This is a genomic window from Bacillus horti (assembly GCF_030813115.1).
In the GTDB taxonomy this organism is placed as follows: domain Bacteria; phylum Bacillota; class Bacilli; order Caldalkalibacillales; family JCM-10596; genus Bacillus_CH; species Bacillus_CH horti.
In genome coordinates this window covers 1-17,092 of the sequence record NZ_JAUSTY010000018.1, presented here as the reverse complement: position 1 = coordinate 17,092, position 17,092 = coordinate 1, and the positions used below count along the sequence as shown (strand labels likewise).

The following is a 17,092-nucleotide window of genomic DNA, read 5'->3' as shown; positions in this document are numbered from 1 at the left end:
ATCCTTACCTACACCTACTCTACTTAGAAGGAGGATCTTTTAACTATGACCGTTAAAACAAAGCTCGATAAATCAAATGTGGAGGATTTATTATCTTTAACTCCACTACAGGAAGGAATGCTTTATCACTATATCAACGAACCTTTTAGTGATCAATATATAGAGCAATTAACTCTTCGTTTAACGGGCCATACCCAACCAGCGATTGCCCAAAAGGCATGGGAATTTGTTGTTAGAAGCAACGAGATGCTAAGAACAATATACCGTTGGGAGGGACTAGATCATCCAATTCAGGTTGTATTGAAGGAGCAACAGAGTTCCTATAGTAGCTATGATATTAGTCATCTTGACGCTTTCGAGCAACAAACAAAGCTAGAGCAAATGAAGCAAGAGGAAAGAACAAAAGGGTTTGACCTACGCTTTGAAACTATAAGGGTTAGAAATATTTCCCTGTCAGATACAGAATGTGAGCTTATTATCACGAATCATCACTTGATATATGACGGATGGAGTAACGGTATTATTTTAAAGGAATTTCTAGATGCTTACGATTGCTTTTCTAAAGGGGATTTACCAGTTAGCGAGAGTAAAACAAAGTACAAGGAGTATATTCAATGGCTGAACAGCCTTAACAAGCAGGAACAGCTTGAATTTTGGAGAAGGCATTTAGAAAGCTTCGAAACAAAGACTGCTCTACCAGTTAACTCCAACACGCAGAAGCAAATCAGTTCCACCGAGCTTTACTCTACTACGTATCCATTAGAATTTATGAGAGAGCTCCAGGATTTTGCTACTAAGAATCAGGTTACTATGGCCTCGTTGTTTTACACGACATGGGGTCTGCTATTAGCAAAGTATAATCGAACGAATGATGTTCTTTTTGGTACGACTGTTTCTGGAAGAAGTCATGTGCTTTCTGGTTTGCAAAAGGCTGTTGGATTATACATTAATACTCTCCCATTAAGAGTACAGATAGGTCCTAACACTACGATTTACGAGATTCTAAAAAATGTCCAACAGCATTTAATAGAAAGAAGTGAGTTTGAAGGTAGTTCATTAACGGATATTCAAAGCACGTGCAGAGAGATTGAAGGTGAATTATTTGACTCCCTTGTTGTTCTCGAAAATTATCCTTTAGACGAAGTATTAGGCAAGCAAGATAGAGAGATTAATATTACGTCTTATGAGACCTATGAAAGAACTCATTACGATGTTACATTACAGATTCATATGTTTGAGAAGCTAGAGGTCCAGTTTGTTTTTAACAAGGATCTATTTAGCAAGGAACTAATGAAAAGAATGACCCAGCACTTTGAATATCTCTTACAGCAGCTCATCTCTTATCCAGAAAGCATGCTTAGGGATATTGAAATTGTTAGGGGAGAGGAAAAAGAATGTATTTTACATTCATTTAATCAACAACCCGTCTATAATAGCGCACCTAGGCTCATCCATCAGCTATTTGAAGACCAAGCTGAAGCCATACCAAATCAAGTAGCTTTGCGTTATCAAAATCAATCACTCACATACTTTGAGTTGAACGGTAAAGCAAATCAATTGGCTAGGGCATTGGCTGAAAAAGGAGTAGGACCTGGGAGCTTCGTAGGAATTATGGTTGATCGCTCTCCAGAGATGATTATTTCTATATTAGCTGTGTTTAAAGCAGGAGCTGCATACGTGCCTATTCTTGCTGATTTCCCAGAGGAGCGTATTAGTTATATTCTGAAGGAATCGAACATACGCTGTTTACTGATTCATCAACCAACCTTCCAAAAGCAGGAGACATTTTTAGATTCGCTTCATGAAATAGCCCTTATACATTTAGATTCTTTTATTTACGAGGGCGAATCTACTAATTTAAAAGCGATAAGCACTGCTCAGGATTTGGCATATATGATGTATACTTCCGGTTCAACAGGAATACCTAAAGGAGTAATGATAGAGCACAGAAGTATATTAAATACATTAGAGGCTCTTCAAGTAGATTATCCACTTCTCTCCTCGGATACTTATTTGTTAAAAACGACATTTACATTTGATGTGTCCGTTTGCGAGCTCTTCGGCTGGATATTTGGAGGAGGGAGTCTTGCTATATTAGAGGCGGAGGCAGAAAAAGAGCCTAATAGGCTTGTCGAAGCTATTCAAACATATGAAGTAACACATATTAACTTTGTTCCTTCCCTGTTAACCTTATTGCTGCAGGAATTAAGCTCAGAGCAGCTCAAACGCATGAACTCTTTACGTTATGTCTTTGTTGCAGGAGAAGCGATGAATGTACAGCTCGTACAGCAATTTTATGCTGTTTTTCCAGATAAGAGATTAGAAAATCTATATGGCCCTACAGAAACAACGATTTATGCTACTCAGTATAGCCTAATGGCAGGAAAAGAGTATCTTAAGGTGCCGATTGGGAAACCACTTGCTAATGTTGAAATGCTGATTCTTGATGAGCACGATCAGCTAAGTCCTATTGGAGTTAGTGGGGAATTGTGTATTGGTGGAGCTGGGTTGGCACGAGGGTACTTTAACAACCCTAAGCTTACAGAAGAGGTCTTTATCAATCATCCATTTAAAGCTAGAGAAAAGTTATATCGTACAGGGGATTTAGCTAGATGGCTACCAGATGGGAATATAGAATATTTGGGGCGTCTAGATTATCAGGTAAAGGTGCGCGGATTTCGAATCGAGCTTGGCGAAATTGAAGCTAAGCTGTTAAGCCATCCGAACGTGCTCGAAGCAGTCGTTATTGACCGTAAAAATGAGTCTAGCTTAACGGAGCTATATGCTTATTATGTAAGTGACAATAGCTTAAATCAAAGTACAGTGAGGGAGTATCTGTATACGAGACTTCCAGGGTATATGGTCCCAGCTTACTTTATAAGTATGGAAAAAATGCCATTATCCCCAAATGGAAAATTAGATAGAAAGAATCTACCTCAAATTGATCCTTCTATTCAGATACAAAGTGAAAGTAAGAAGCCTCGTAACGAGGTAGAACAGGCTTTAGTTAATATCTGGCAGGATATATTAGGTGTAGAGAATATAGGAATCGAGCATCACTTCTTTGAATTAGGTGGTGATTCGATTAAGGCGATGAAAGTAGCTTCACGTCTAGCCAAATACAAGATGAGGGTAGAGATTAAGCATATTTTACTTCAGCCTACAATCGCTAAGCTAAGCTCTTTCGTTAAGCTTGAAGATCAAGTGATCGAACAGGGTGCCATATATGGGAATGTACGGCTGACACCAATTCAACGGTTGTTTTTTGATTCCTGTCAAACAGAAAGGCAGCATTTTAATCAATCTGTTATGCTTTACGCTTCAACAGGCTTGGAGGAGAAAGCCTTACACATGTCTGTCCAGAAAGTGGTAGAGCATCATGATGCTTTAAGAATGATATATGCGCTTAAGGAGAAAGAAGTCATCCAAACAAATTTATCCTATCAGCAGGATGAATCTGTCTTTGAGGTCATATCACTACAAGAATCTAAGGATACGGATATTGAAATAGAAAGATTAGCTGATGGGTATCAGATGAGCTTTAACTTAGAAAAAGGTCCTTTGTTTAAAGCATGCTTATTTAAAACGCAAGTTGGTGATTACCTGCTACTGCTAGCCCACCATCTCGTTGTTGATGGTGTTTCATGGAGAATTATTATTGAGGATATTGCACTGGCTTACAAGCAAGCTTTGAATACAAAACCATTACAATTACCTGAGAAAACTCATTCATTTAAGAAATGGTCAGAGGCTTTACATCAATATGCCAAATCAGATGTGCTGAAAACGGAGCTTTCCTACTGGGGAAATATAGAAAAAATAAACAATGCTCGTTTAATACCTATTCAAAGTACAGAGGTAGCTTCAAATAAAATAAAGGATACTAGTCAGCTGTCTGTTAGCTTTAGCCCAGAAAAAACGCAACAGCTTCTAAAAGAAGTCCATACAGCCTTTCATACACAAATTGAGGATGTTTTACTAACGGCTCTTGGTATTTCACTAAAGAAACTGACCTTCCAGGATCAATTTTTAATTTTTATGGAGGGGCATGGCCGACAGGAAATTGCGGAGAACCTGAACGTTACGAGGACAGTAGGCTGGTTTACCTCCTTGTATCCAGTGGCTCTTGATATGTCCGCTATAAGTATAAACTCTTTTGAGGATACCCTTCCAGCACAATTGATGCATATTAAAGAAGCACAGAGATCTATTCCGAATAAGGGAATAGGGTATGGACTTTTAAAATACTTAACAGGCAAAGTAGAAGGAGATTTCACTGAGTTATCCTCAATTCCTGAAATTAGTTTTAATTATCTCGGTGAATTTGATCATGATATCCCTAATGATGTCTTTGAGCTTTCTTCAGCTTCTACTGGGAAAGAGGCAAGTAGTGAAATAGAACGAGTGACAGGAATAGAAATGATAGGGAGTATTAAAAACGGTAGTCTAACCTTTCATTTTATCTATAATCATCATCTGTATTCAGAAGCTCAAATAAGCAGGCTTAGTATGGAATTCCAACAGGAGCTTATTCGAGTAGTTGACTTCTGCATACACCTAGATGAAAGGTTCCATACTCCAAGCGATTTCCCACTAGCCAATGTGAGTATGGAAGAGCTTATGACATTATCTGATCAGATTCAATCTATGGGGAAATCGCTCGAAAATCTATATCCGTTATCTCCTCCGCAGGACGGTATACTTTTTCATTCATTAAAAGATTCAAGCTCCGATGCTTATTTCCAGCAGGTTGGCCTAAACATAGAAGGAAAGCTTGATCTGAATTTGCTGCTTACTTGCCTAAATGAAATGACAAATCGTTATGATATATTACGCACGATCTTTATCTATGAAAAGATGCAAACTCCACATCAAGCCGTTATTAGTAAGCAACTAGTGGAATGGAATGAAATGGACTTGTCCCATTTGCATAAAGAGGAGCAACAGAAGGAGCTACAGCTTTATTTAGTAAGGGATCGCCAGATAAGCTTTGAGCTACAGCAGTCTACTCCTTTCAGAGTTATGCATATTATTTTAGGGACAGAGAACTCTTATCTGCTATTAAGCTATCATCATTTAATTATGGATGGATGGAGCATAGGCATTTTATTTAAAGAGCTTATAGGTCTTTACAAAGCGGCTTTGAAATCTGACTATACTCCGCACTTTTATAATCGTCAAATTTCAGATAACAGTGCTCCTTATTCTAATTATATTCAGTGGCTACAAAATAGGGAGGAGAAAGAAGCTCGTAGCTTTTGGAGCGATTATTTAAATGGATATGATGCTCAAGTGTCTTTACCAGCTATATCAGCAGGAGAGAGGATAGAGAATGAGCAGCATGAAACCATTTCTTTTACATTATCGCAGCAACACACGAGGGCGCTAGGAGAGCTAGCTCTTCAGCAGAACACCACCTTAAACACTGTTTTTCAAGCGGTATGGGCTGTGCTCTTACAAAAATATAATCAAACGAATGATGTTGTGTTTGGGACTGTTATTTCGGGTCGTTCACCTGAAGTATCTGGCATTGAACAGATGGTTGGGCTTTTTATCAATACGATTCCGCTGCGTGTAAAATGTGCAGATCACGACTCATTTCTAGACTTGGTTAGTCAGATTCATCAGTCTAATGCACAAATCGGCTCTTTTGATAGCTATTCATTAGCCGAAATTAATGCCCTGTCTACTCTTAAGCAAGGGTTATTTAACCATATTATGATCTTTGAAAATTATCCTTTAGATAAAGCTTTGTTTGACTCTGATGCATTAGACTTCAAGGTGAACGAAGTAGATATTTTTGAAGAAACGAATTACGATTTCAATATTCTGATATTTCCTGAGGATAACATTCGAATTGAATTGAAGTATAAGCCATCAATCTATGAACAATTTATGGTGGAAAAAGTACAAAATCATTTACAGCACTTAATTCATGTCATAGCAAGTGCTCCAACAACAGCCATAAAAGAATTATCGGTTTTAACTGAACATGAAAAAGCTATCATTATGGATTCATTTAATGCAACTCAAGTTGATTATCCTGCTGATCTTACCATTCATCAATACTTTGAACAGCAGGCCAGAAAATATGCAGCAAGTACAGCTATTATAGATGGGGATAAACAGCTAACGTATCAGGAATTTAACGAGAAATCTAATCAGCTTGCGCGATACCTCAGAGACAAAGGAGTAAAAAATCAATCTATCGTACCTCTGGTCATAAATCGCTCACTAGATATGATGATTGGAGTAATGGGTATTCTAAAGGCTGGAGGAGCTTACCTTCCAATTGATCCTGATTTTCCAGCTGACCGGGTTCAATACATGCTAGATGATTCTCAGGCAAGGATTGTTTTGACTAATTCGAATCATTTTAATTGGGTAAATGATTTAGTTTCAATGTCAGGCGATAAGGGATCGACTGTTGTTTCATTAGATCAAGGAGAGTATTTGAAAGAAGAAAGCAGGGATCTAGATGATCACGGTGATTCACAGGATCTAGCGTATGTGATTTATACATCAGGCTCAACAGGCAAGCCTAAGGGTACTATGATTCAGCATCATTCTGTAATCAATCGTATCCATTGGATGCAGAAAGCTTACCCACTTCATTCTGAGGATATCATTCTGCAAAAAACACCATATACGTTTGATGTTTCAGTTTGGGAGCTATTTTGGTGGTTTTTCCAAGGAGCCAAAGTGTGCCTTTTGGAGCCAGGCGGGGAGAAGAACCCAGATGTATTAGTTGAAACAATAAGGAAGCAGCGGGTTACAACCTTACATTTTGTACCGTCTATGCTGCATCTGTTCTTAGACTATGTTGAGCAGATGCGGGAGCTAGATTCACTTGCTTCATTAGATAAGGTTTTTGCCAGCGGGGAGGCTCTTAAGGCTGAGCACGTAACACGCTTTAAGGACTCACTTCATCAAGGGAATAGAACTCGTCTCATTAATTTATATGGTCCAACAGAAGCAACGGTGGATGTGACTCATTTTGAGTGTAGGTTTGAGGAGGACTACTCCTTTATACCAATTGGTAAACCGATTGATAATATACAGCTCTTTATTCTTGACCAAAATCAGCATTTGCAGCCAATAGGTATTGCCGGAGAGCTATGTATTGCCGGTGCTGGTGTAGCGAGGGGATATCTAAATCGTCCAGAGCTAACCGCTTCAAGATTTGTTAGTCACCCTTTTAAGAAGGAAAGTAAGATTTATCGAACGGGTGATTTGGCGAGGTGGCTACCAGATGGAAACATTGAATATCTAGGTAGAATGGATCATCAAGTTAAAATCCGCGGTTTCAGGATTGAGCTAGAGGAAATTGAAGCGGAGCTTAGCCAAATTACTGAAATATCTCAGGCTGTCGTACTTGATCAAGTAGATACTAGCGGTGAAAAATTTCTAGTGGCTTATATTATTGACTCTAGTACATCCATTCATCGTACAAAGGAAATCAAGGATTTATTAGCCTTAAAGCTCCCTGAATATATGATCCCAGCGTTTATTGTTCAAGTCGATCATATTCCGCTAACGACAAACGGTAAGATGAATCGAAAGGCTCTTTTAGAGCTAGAGCTTACTCAAGATATGGACACAGAAATCATAGGGCCAAGGAATGAAACGGAGGAGCAACTAGTAGAGATTTGGAGAAATATCTTACAGCTAGATCATTTTGGTGTTGAACAGGATTTCTTCTCCATCGGGGGACATTCCTTAAAAGCCATGACACTTGTTTCTGCGATCCATAAAGCATTTAAAGTAAGATACCCATTAAATGAAGTGTTTAATAATCCTACAGTTGCTAAAATGGCTGAATATATTAGCCGAGCTAAAGCGGATCAATATATCTCAATAGCTACTGCAACTCAAAAAGAATATTATCCAGCATCCTCTATGCAAAAAAGGATGTTTGTGCTCAGTCAGCTTGATGAGAATGGCACAAATTACAATATTACTAACACTTATAAGCTAGTAGGATCGTTGGACTTAAAACGGTTAGAAAAAGCATGGCAAGGTGTCGTTGATCGTCATGAGTCACTTAGAACATCTTTTATAGTAAGAGAGGGTGAAACCTTACAATTTATCCGTAGAGAATTAAAGACGTATATTGATTCCATCCCTGTATGTGAGCCTGTGGAGAAAGCGATTAGGATGTACGTTCAAAGGTTCGATTTATCAGAGACATTACATCGCTTCGGAGTGCTTAGTGTTGCACCAAATGAGCATTATTTAGTCATTGACATTCACCACACCATTATTGATGGAACATCTATAGGGATTATGATGGATGAGCTGTTTGCTCTATATCAAGGTCAGGCTCTTCCTCCGGTTAAGCTACAGTATAAGGATTATTCGGAAAGCCTTAACCAACCAGCTAGACAAGAGCTACTTCAGCAACAGGAGGATTTTTGGTTAAGAGAATTATCAGGTGAATTACCAATTCTAAACCTATCCTTAGATTTTCCGCGTCCTGCTGTAAGAGGCTTCCAGGGCTCAACCGTTCGACTAGATATTTCTACTAGACTCGCTCAGCACCTACAGCAGCTAGCAGAAAATACAGGAACTACGTTATACATGATCCTATTAGCTGGCTTTAATGTATTACTATCTAAATACACGTCACAGCAGGATATTATTATAGGTTCTCCTACATCTGGACGAACTCATGCAGATGTACAATCAACCATTGGAATGTTTGTTAATACTTTAGCTTTGAGGAATGAACTCAAGGGTGATGAATCGTTTGAGCGCTTTTTAGCTGAAGTAAAGAACGGTGTATTAAAGGCTCTTGATGCCCAAGACTATCCTTTTGAACAGCTAGTTGAGAAGCTTAATATTGAACGTGACATGAGTCGGAATCCTGTTTTTGATGTGATGTTTATCCATCAGATCATTGATCAGCAAAATATCACTTTTGATCAGTGCTCTGTTCAGCCCTATGGTTTTAATCAAGGGGTGGCTAGGTTTGATCTTTCATTAACGTCTATTGAAAATGAGCAGAAATTACACCTCATTTTTGAATATAGCTCTGCTTTATTTGAGAGAACAACCATAGAGCGTATGGCGCAGCATTTTCTTACTATTTTAGAAAGTGTGTCTAGCAACCCTCACCTACAGCTTGCTGACATTAACATGCTTGATGAGCAGGAAAGGGACGATCTGGTGTCCCAATTCAATCCTGACCCGATCCATTTTCCCGAGCAAGCGATCCATGCTCTGTTTGAAGAGCAGGCTCGGCAGCATCCACAGCAGGAGGCAATTCGGTTCGGTCAGCAAAGCTTGACGTATCAGGAGCTGAACGAAAAAGCGAATCAGGTGGCTCATGCATTAAGAGACCGAGGTGTGCAGCGGGAGGAGCTTGTAGGCATCATGGTGGAGCGTTCACTGGAGATGCTTGTGGGCGTGCTAGGCATTCTCAAGGCAGGAGCTGCGTATGTTCCGCTTGATCCAGAGTATCCGGCAGAGCGAATTCAGTATCTGCTAGAGGATAGTCAGACGACTCTCGTGCTGACACAGGGTAAGTGGAGAGCGAAGATAGATGAAGTGTTGGAGATTAGAGCTAATTCATCTAGCTTACAGGTAGACATCCTGCTACTCGAAGGAGAGGCATGGTCCGATTATCCTACGGATAACCCTGAGCCGGTAAACGACCTAGCTGATCTAGCGTATGTGATCTATACGTCTGGCTCGACTGGAAACCCGAAGGGGGTCATGATTGAGCAGAGCAGTTTGATGAACACGCTCTGGTCGTTACAGCACATGTATCCGATGACTCCCCAGGATGCGTATCTGCTTAAGACAACGTATACGTTTGACGTCAGCGTGACGGAGATGTTCGGCTGGATTCTAGGAGGGGCCATGCTAATAATTCTCCCACCAGAAGCAGAGAGGGAGCCACGTCTCATAGCCGAGCATGTAGAACAACATCAGATCACCCACCTTAACTTCGTGCCTTCCATGCTCCAGCAAATGCTCCTTCTAGATCAGGAGAGCTTAGCCAAACTAGAGGGGCTCACGTATCTCTTTGTGGCTGGAGAAGCCCTGTCGGTGGAGTTAGCTAAAAAGACGTATGCTACTATGAAGCAGGTCCGCCTAGAGAATCTCTATGGTCCAACGGAAGCGACCATTTATGCCACGGGCTTAGCTATAGACAGAGAGCGGAGAGGGAAGATGAGTATAGGACATCCGCTGAGCAATACCGAAGCGTATATTTTGGACGAGCAAGGCAAGCTGCAGCCGATCGGTGTACCGGGAGAGCTGTGTCTAGCAGGAAGGGGTTTAGCACGAGGATACCTCAACAGGCCAGAGCTTACCAAGGAGAAGTTTGTGGAGCATCCGTTCCGCTCGGGAGAGAGGATGTATCGGACAGGGGATATAGCACGTTGGCTAGCTGATGGTCAAATTGAATACCTAGGACGTATAGACCATCAGGTGAAGATTCGAGGCTATAGGATTGAATTAGATGAAATCTCGCATCATTTGCTACAACATGATTATGTAAACGAAGCATTAGTATTGAGCTTAAAGGATCAGAAGGGACAAGATTATATTTGTGCCTATGTCATTTTTAAAGCGGATAAGTCATTTAATCCATCTGTATTACGACATTATTTAGCTCAGCATTTACCTGGTTATATGATCCCAGCTCATATTGTGTCATTAGATAAGTTTCCTGTAACCTTAAACGGCAAACTGGATCGCAATGCTCTTCCAGAGCCTACAGTAAGTAGCTTCCAGACGGCAGAGTATCTGGCTCCAAGGAATGATTTAGAAAACATGCTGGCAGAGGTTTGGCAGGAGGTCTTGGGTGTAGAGAAAATAAGCATTAAGGATCGATTCTTCGAATTAGGTGGAGACTCTATAAAAGCCATTCAAATATCATCACGTTTATTACAAAAGGGCTATCAAATAGAGGTTAGGGATTTGTTTAGACACCCGATCATTGAAGAGCTTGTACACAATATGAGTCCTATTGAGTATACAGTAGATCAGGCTGAGGTACGGGGGGATATACCTCTTACTCCTATTCAGAGCTGGTTTTTCGAGCGGGAGCTTGCTGATACCCATCATTTTAATCAAGCTGTTATGCTCTATCGTAAAGAAGGCTTCGATGTGGATAAGCTGGAAATGGTGTTCCAAAATTTGGTTCAGCATCATGATGCCTTGCGAATCGTCTTTAGAGAAACTAGGATCAAACCACTTCAATATAATAGGGCTACTAATGAAGGCAAGCTCTTTTATTTAACTGTATATGATCTTTTTGGATCAGAACATGTGGAAGAAGAGATTGAAAACAGAGTAAATGCCCTGCATAGTCAGTTTAATCTGGAGATTGGACCTTTAGTCCAATTAGGGTTATTTAGAACTGATTATGGTGATCATCTGTTGATTATTATTCACCATACAATTGTTGATGGAGTTTCTTGGAGGATTATTGTGGAGGATTTGGCTCAGGCGTATCAGCAGTCTTTAAATAATAAGCAGGTTACATTCGGTGAGAAAACTAACTCGTATCAAGCCTGGTCAAACTATTTAAAAGAATATGCTAAAGGTGAGCAGATACTAAATGAGGCGGATTATTGGCATCAGCTGGCGTCTACTCCTATAGGGGGCTGCCCAATAGACACTCACATTACTCATAGCATTTATGAAGATAGCAAAACACAGACCTTTGAACTGAGTAAAGAGCAAACAGACCTGTTATTAAAGAAAGTACATCAAGCTTACAATACTCAAATTAATGATATTTTGCTTGCCGCTTTAGGTAAAGCACATGCTCAATGGTCTGAGCAAACAATGATTCCAATAATATTGGAAGGACATGGAAGGCAGGAGCTTGCTGGGGCGATGAATATTTCACGAACAGTCGGCTGGTTTACAACTCAATACCCGGTCATTTTAGATATGAGGCACACGCAAGATCTAGGCTTTCAAATTAAAACAATTAAAGATAACCTAAGGAAAATTCCAAACCAAGGAATAGGCTACGGTATTCTAAAGTATGTAACTAAGCATTTCAAAGGCTCTCTAGCCGATCAGGTTGCACCACAAATTAGTTTTAATTACCTTGGTCAGTTTGACCAGAATATAGACCAAACTGTCTTTGAGATATCTAGACTGTCTAGTGGACCGAATGTAAGCCCAAAAATGGAACGGCTTTTTACCTTAGAGTGGAATGCCATTGTTGTACGTGAGCAGCTTCAGATAACTTTAAGCTATAACCAGCTTCAATATAAGGAACAAACTATTGCTAGATTAATGAAGCTATTCCAGTCTTCCTTAGTAGATGTTATTGAGCATTGTGTTTCTAAAGATTCAACAGAGCTCAGCCCGAGTGACTTAGCGTATAAAAAGCTCTCCATAGATAAGCTTGACAAGATTTCGGCTTTACTAGGCAAAAAACTAAAGTAGAGGTGAGGTTTGTGGAAGGTCTACAAATTAAAAATATCTATCCGCTTACTCCCATGCAGGAAGGGATGCTATATCATTCCTTATTAAATCCGAATAGTCCAGAATACTTTCAGCAGATGTCTCTCCATATCATTGGTCATGTTGATCATATTGTCCTTAAGGAAACTATGAATAAGCTGATTGAGAGGTATGAAGCGTTAAGAACGATTTTTCTCTATGAGGACGTTGAAGAGCCCTTGCAGGTTGCTTTGCAGAAAAGGGATGTAGAGCTGCATGTTGAGGATATTTCTCACCTAGGGCTGGATGAGAGTAGACAATATGTCCATCAATTTGAGGCACTTGATCGAGAGAAAGGCTTTGATCTTTCTAGTGATAAATTGATGCGGATCTCCTTGCTCCATCAGGGTAACGATCAATATACAATGATTTGGAGCTTTCACCATATTATTATGGATGGCTGGTGCATAGGAATTATTGTTGATGATTTCTTCTCGATTTATCAATCTTTGACTCTAGGTTCAGCTCCACAGTTGGGCCCAGTCTATCCCTACAGTAACTATATAGCATGGCTTGAGCAGCAAGATAAGGCTTTGGCAAAAGGCTACTGGAAATCATATCTAGACGGCTTTGAACAAATCTCACCCGTACCAAAGAAACGGTATAATACAAAATCTTTTTCAGCACATGAGAATCGAACGTTTGAGTTTTCTTTAGATGTCCCTACTCATATCATAGAGGATATGTCTAGGCAGTTCGGTGTTACTTTAAGCAGTGTTATTCAAAGTGTCTGGGGGATTCTGCTACAGCATTATAATGCTACAGATGATGTTGTATTTGGTACTGTGGTGTCTGGTAGACCAGCAGATGTTGTTGGTGTAGAAAAAATGGTTGGATTATTCATTAATACAATTCCTGTTCGGGTTAAAGGAGAGGGAACGCAGACCTTTAAAGAAGTTATTCAACAGGTACAGCATGACCTTTTGCAGTCAAATGAGCATTCCTTCTATCCATTAGCTGATATTCAAGCGGAAACAGATCATAAGTCAGAGCTCATTCAAAGCCTAGTAGCATTTGAAAACTACCCCATTGATGAGGAGCTTAGGCATTCAAAAAAGGGGCTTCCCTTTGATATTGATAATGTAAAGGTCTTTGAGCAGAGTAGCTACGGTTTTAACCTAAGTATAGTACCTGGGGACGTTTTAACTATTCGCTTAAATTATAGCATTATAGAATATGACACATCTTTTATCGAAAAAATAGCAAATCATTTTAATAGAGTCATCCGTTATGGATTAGATAACCCTGATATAGAGCTACGAGACATATGCTTGTTAGGTCAGGAAGAGGAAAGACAAATTCTAATTGATTTTAATCAGACGTCCGGTGACTATCCGAGAGAGCAAACTCTACATGCTTTGTTCCATGAGCAAGTAGAGAAGTACCCAGATCGGGTAGCGGTTGTTTTTGAGGGTGAAACATTGACCTATAAAGAGCTAAATAGAAAAGCAAATCAAGTGGCTAGAGTATTAAGAGCTCAGGGAGTGGAGCCTAATGACTTAGTGGGAATTATGGCTGATCGTTCCTTGGAAATGATTATTGGTCTAGTCGGGGTGTTGAAATCCGGTGGAGCCTATGTTCCTATTGATCCTGATTATCCAGAAGAGCGTATTTCCTTTATTTTGGAGAATAGCAACAGTAGATATTTGCTGACACAACACCATTTGCTTTCCAAGATCAAGTTTTCTGGAGTTACGCTGAATCTTGGATCAGAAGAACTGTATAGTGGACCTACTGAAAATTTAGACGAAGTGAATCAATCAAGTGATTTAGCTTACATGATGTATACGTCTGGTTCAACCGGTCAGCCAAAGGGAACCTTAACTCGTCATTACAATATTAGTCGACTAGTTAAAAATACAAATTATATACAGCTTGAGGCAGATGACTGTATTTTGCAATTATCTAGCTTTTCCTTTGATGGCTCAACCTTTGATATTTTTGGTGCTCTTTTAAATGGTGCTAGATTAGTTTTGCTAAGAAAAGAAAATCTCTTAGATTTAAAGCAGCTATCAGATACGATTCGGCAGGAAGGAATTACGGTATTCTTTATCACAACCGCTTTATTTAACGCATTGGTTGAAGAAAGCATTGAAAGTTTAAATAACATCAGAAAAGTATTCTTTGGTGGAGAAAAAACATCAAAGTATCATGTGGAAAAGGCAATTCACTACTTAGGGCCAAACCGAGTAGTCAATGTGTATGGTCCTACTGAAAGTACTGTTTTTGCTCTTTATGAACCAATTAATGAATGGGATGACCAAGTGGAAAATGTTCCTATTGGACGACCTATTAGCCATACAACCGCTCTAATTCTAGACAAAAATAATCACTTGTCACCAATTGGAGTTATCGGAGAGCTTTGTCTTGGTGGAGAGGGATTAGCAAAAGGATATTGGCAGAATGAAAGTCTTACTAGAGAAAGGTTTATAGCGAACCCTTATCAGCCAGAAGGTGTTTTATATAAAACTGGGGATTTAGCACGTTGGCTACCTGATGGTCGAATTGAATATTGGGGCCGGATGGATCAGCAAATAAAGCTTCGTGGATTCAGAATTGAACTGGATGAAATCAAGCAGCATTTGCTTCGATTTGATGGAGTAAGTGAGGCAACGGTTGTGGTTCGAAATGATAAGCAGGAGCATAGCTATCTTTGTGCTTATTTTGTGTTTGAAGAGACAAGGAAACCTTCAGTATCTTCCTTAAAGGAAAGCTTAGCGGAAAAGCTTCCTGCTTACATGCTTCCCGCATACTATGTCCAACTGGATTCTCTTCCATTAACAGCAAATGGAAAGATTAATGGGAAGGCTTTGCCCGAGCCTGAAGTCAGCTATGCTCAGTTGGAGCAGAAGAGCACACCTGTTAGCGAATGGGAGCAGGGGTTAGCTAGTATTTGGGAGGATGTTTTAGGAATTGAAGGAGTAGGACAAAAGGATCACTTTTTTGATTGTGGTGGACATTCTCTAAAGGCTACGATTCTGGCATCTCGTATTAATAAGCACTTTAATATTGAGTTTCCTTTAAGAGCTATTTTTGAGCATGCTACCCTACAAAAGATGGCAGCCTATATTCAGGAGCTAGAGGGCAAGAGTTTTTTACCTATTGAACCAGTGGAGCAGAGGGAATTTTATCCTGTTTCTCCTGCTCAAAAACGAATGTACGTTGTTAGCCAGTTAGACACTATGGGGATTAGCTACAATATTCCAATTGTCTTACATATAAAAGGTGAGCTTGATTTAGCTCGTTTAGAGAAAGCATTTCTATTACTCCTACAGCGTCATGAAGCATTAAGAACAAGCTTTGAAATGCTAGGAGAAGAGCTCGTTCAAAAAGTTCATCCGGTACCAGATTTTAAACTAAATGTTATTCAAGGAAGGGCTACTCGTTCAGCTGTTAAAGACCAGATTCAACCGTTTGATTTTACAAAAGCTCCACTGTTTAGGGTCGGGGTTATTCAGGAATCCTTACAGGAGCATGTGTTAGTTTTGGACATGCATCACATTATTTCTGACGGTGTGTCTTTAAATCTACTTGTTAAGGAGCTTTCAGCTTTCTATAAAGAAGAAACATTACCCGAGGTTCGTCTTCAATATAAGGACTATACGCAATGGCAGTACCAAAATCAGAGTAAAGTTCGGGATGAACAGAAGCATTACTGGACGAATAAATTCACAGGAAACATCCCGGTTCTAGATTTTCCAACGGATTATGTGAGGCCTCCTGTACAGACCTTTGAGGGCAGGCAAATTCATTTTGAGCTAGGCAGAGAGGGCACGGCCAGGTTAAAGAGGAGCTTGCAGCAGGATGGTGTGACACTGTATATGATTTTATTATCCGCATATAGTGTTCTCCTTATGAAATACACGGGTCAGGAAGAAATGGTTGTAGGCTCTCCTGTTGCTGGAAGGCGTCATACGGACACACAGGAAATCATTGGTCTGTTTGTGAACACATTAGCATTACGGCTGTACCCTGAGAAAAAGTTAGGCTTCGGTGACGTCCTACAGGCGGTTAAGGAAGAGGTTATTCATGCTTTTGAGCATCAGGAGTATCCACTGGAGGAGCTGCTTGATCAGTTAGATATTCGGCGTGATTTAAGTAGAAATCCATTATTTAATACTAGCTTTACTTTGCAAAATATGGAGATGACCGATTGGCAACTTGGTGGTTTAGAGATCACTCCGTATGATCATGGACATTCGGTTTCAAAATTTGATTTTTTACTTGCTGCTAATGAAAGCGATGAAAAGCTATTATTCTCTCTTGAATATAATACACAGCTTTTCTCCAGGATAACAATGGAACAAATGAGCCAGCATTTTCTTGCTATCTTAGAAAGTGTTTCTAACAATCCTGAGCTAAAGCTTGCTGAGATCAATATGCTTACTGATCAGGAGAGTAAGTATCTAGTGTCACAATTTAATCCAGAGCCGATTGGTTTTCCCGAGCAAGCGATCCATGTTCTGTTTGAAGAGCAGGTACGTCAGCGCCCAGCACAGGAGGCGATTCGATTCGGTCAACAGAGCCTGACCTATCAGGAGCTGAACGACAAAGCGAATCAAATAGCTCACGCTCTAAGAGCCCGAGGTGTGCAGCGGGAGGAGCTTGTAGGCATCAT

The 17,092-nt window shown here is 40.0% G+C and carries 2 protein-coding genes; both read left to right on the top strand.

The genetic code is table 11. From position 1 onward, the window contains the following. Positions 1 to 45: 45 nt before the first annotated feature. Positions 46 to 12,417: a non-ribosomal peptide synthetase gene (locus J2S11_RS17365; protein ID WP_307396684.1), complete on the top strand. Its 12,372-nt coding sequence runs from the start codon at positions 46 to 48 to the stop codon at positions 12,415 to 12,417. Positions 12,418 to 12,428: 11 nt separating this feature from the next. Then, a partial coding sequence (locus tag J2S11_RS17360; protein WP_307396683.1) for a non-ribosomal peptide synthetase occupies positions 12,429 to 17,092 on the top strand: 4,664 nt, incomplete at its 3' end.

What these genes read in the sequence shown, in the direction of transcription:
- J2S11_RS17365 (WP_307396684.1), top strand. Translation starts at nt 46, where the DNA reads ATGACCGTTAAAACAAAGCTCGATAAATCAAATGTGGAGGATTTATTA.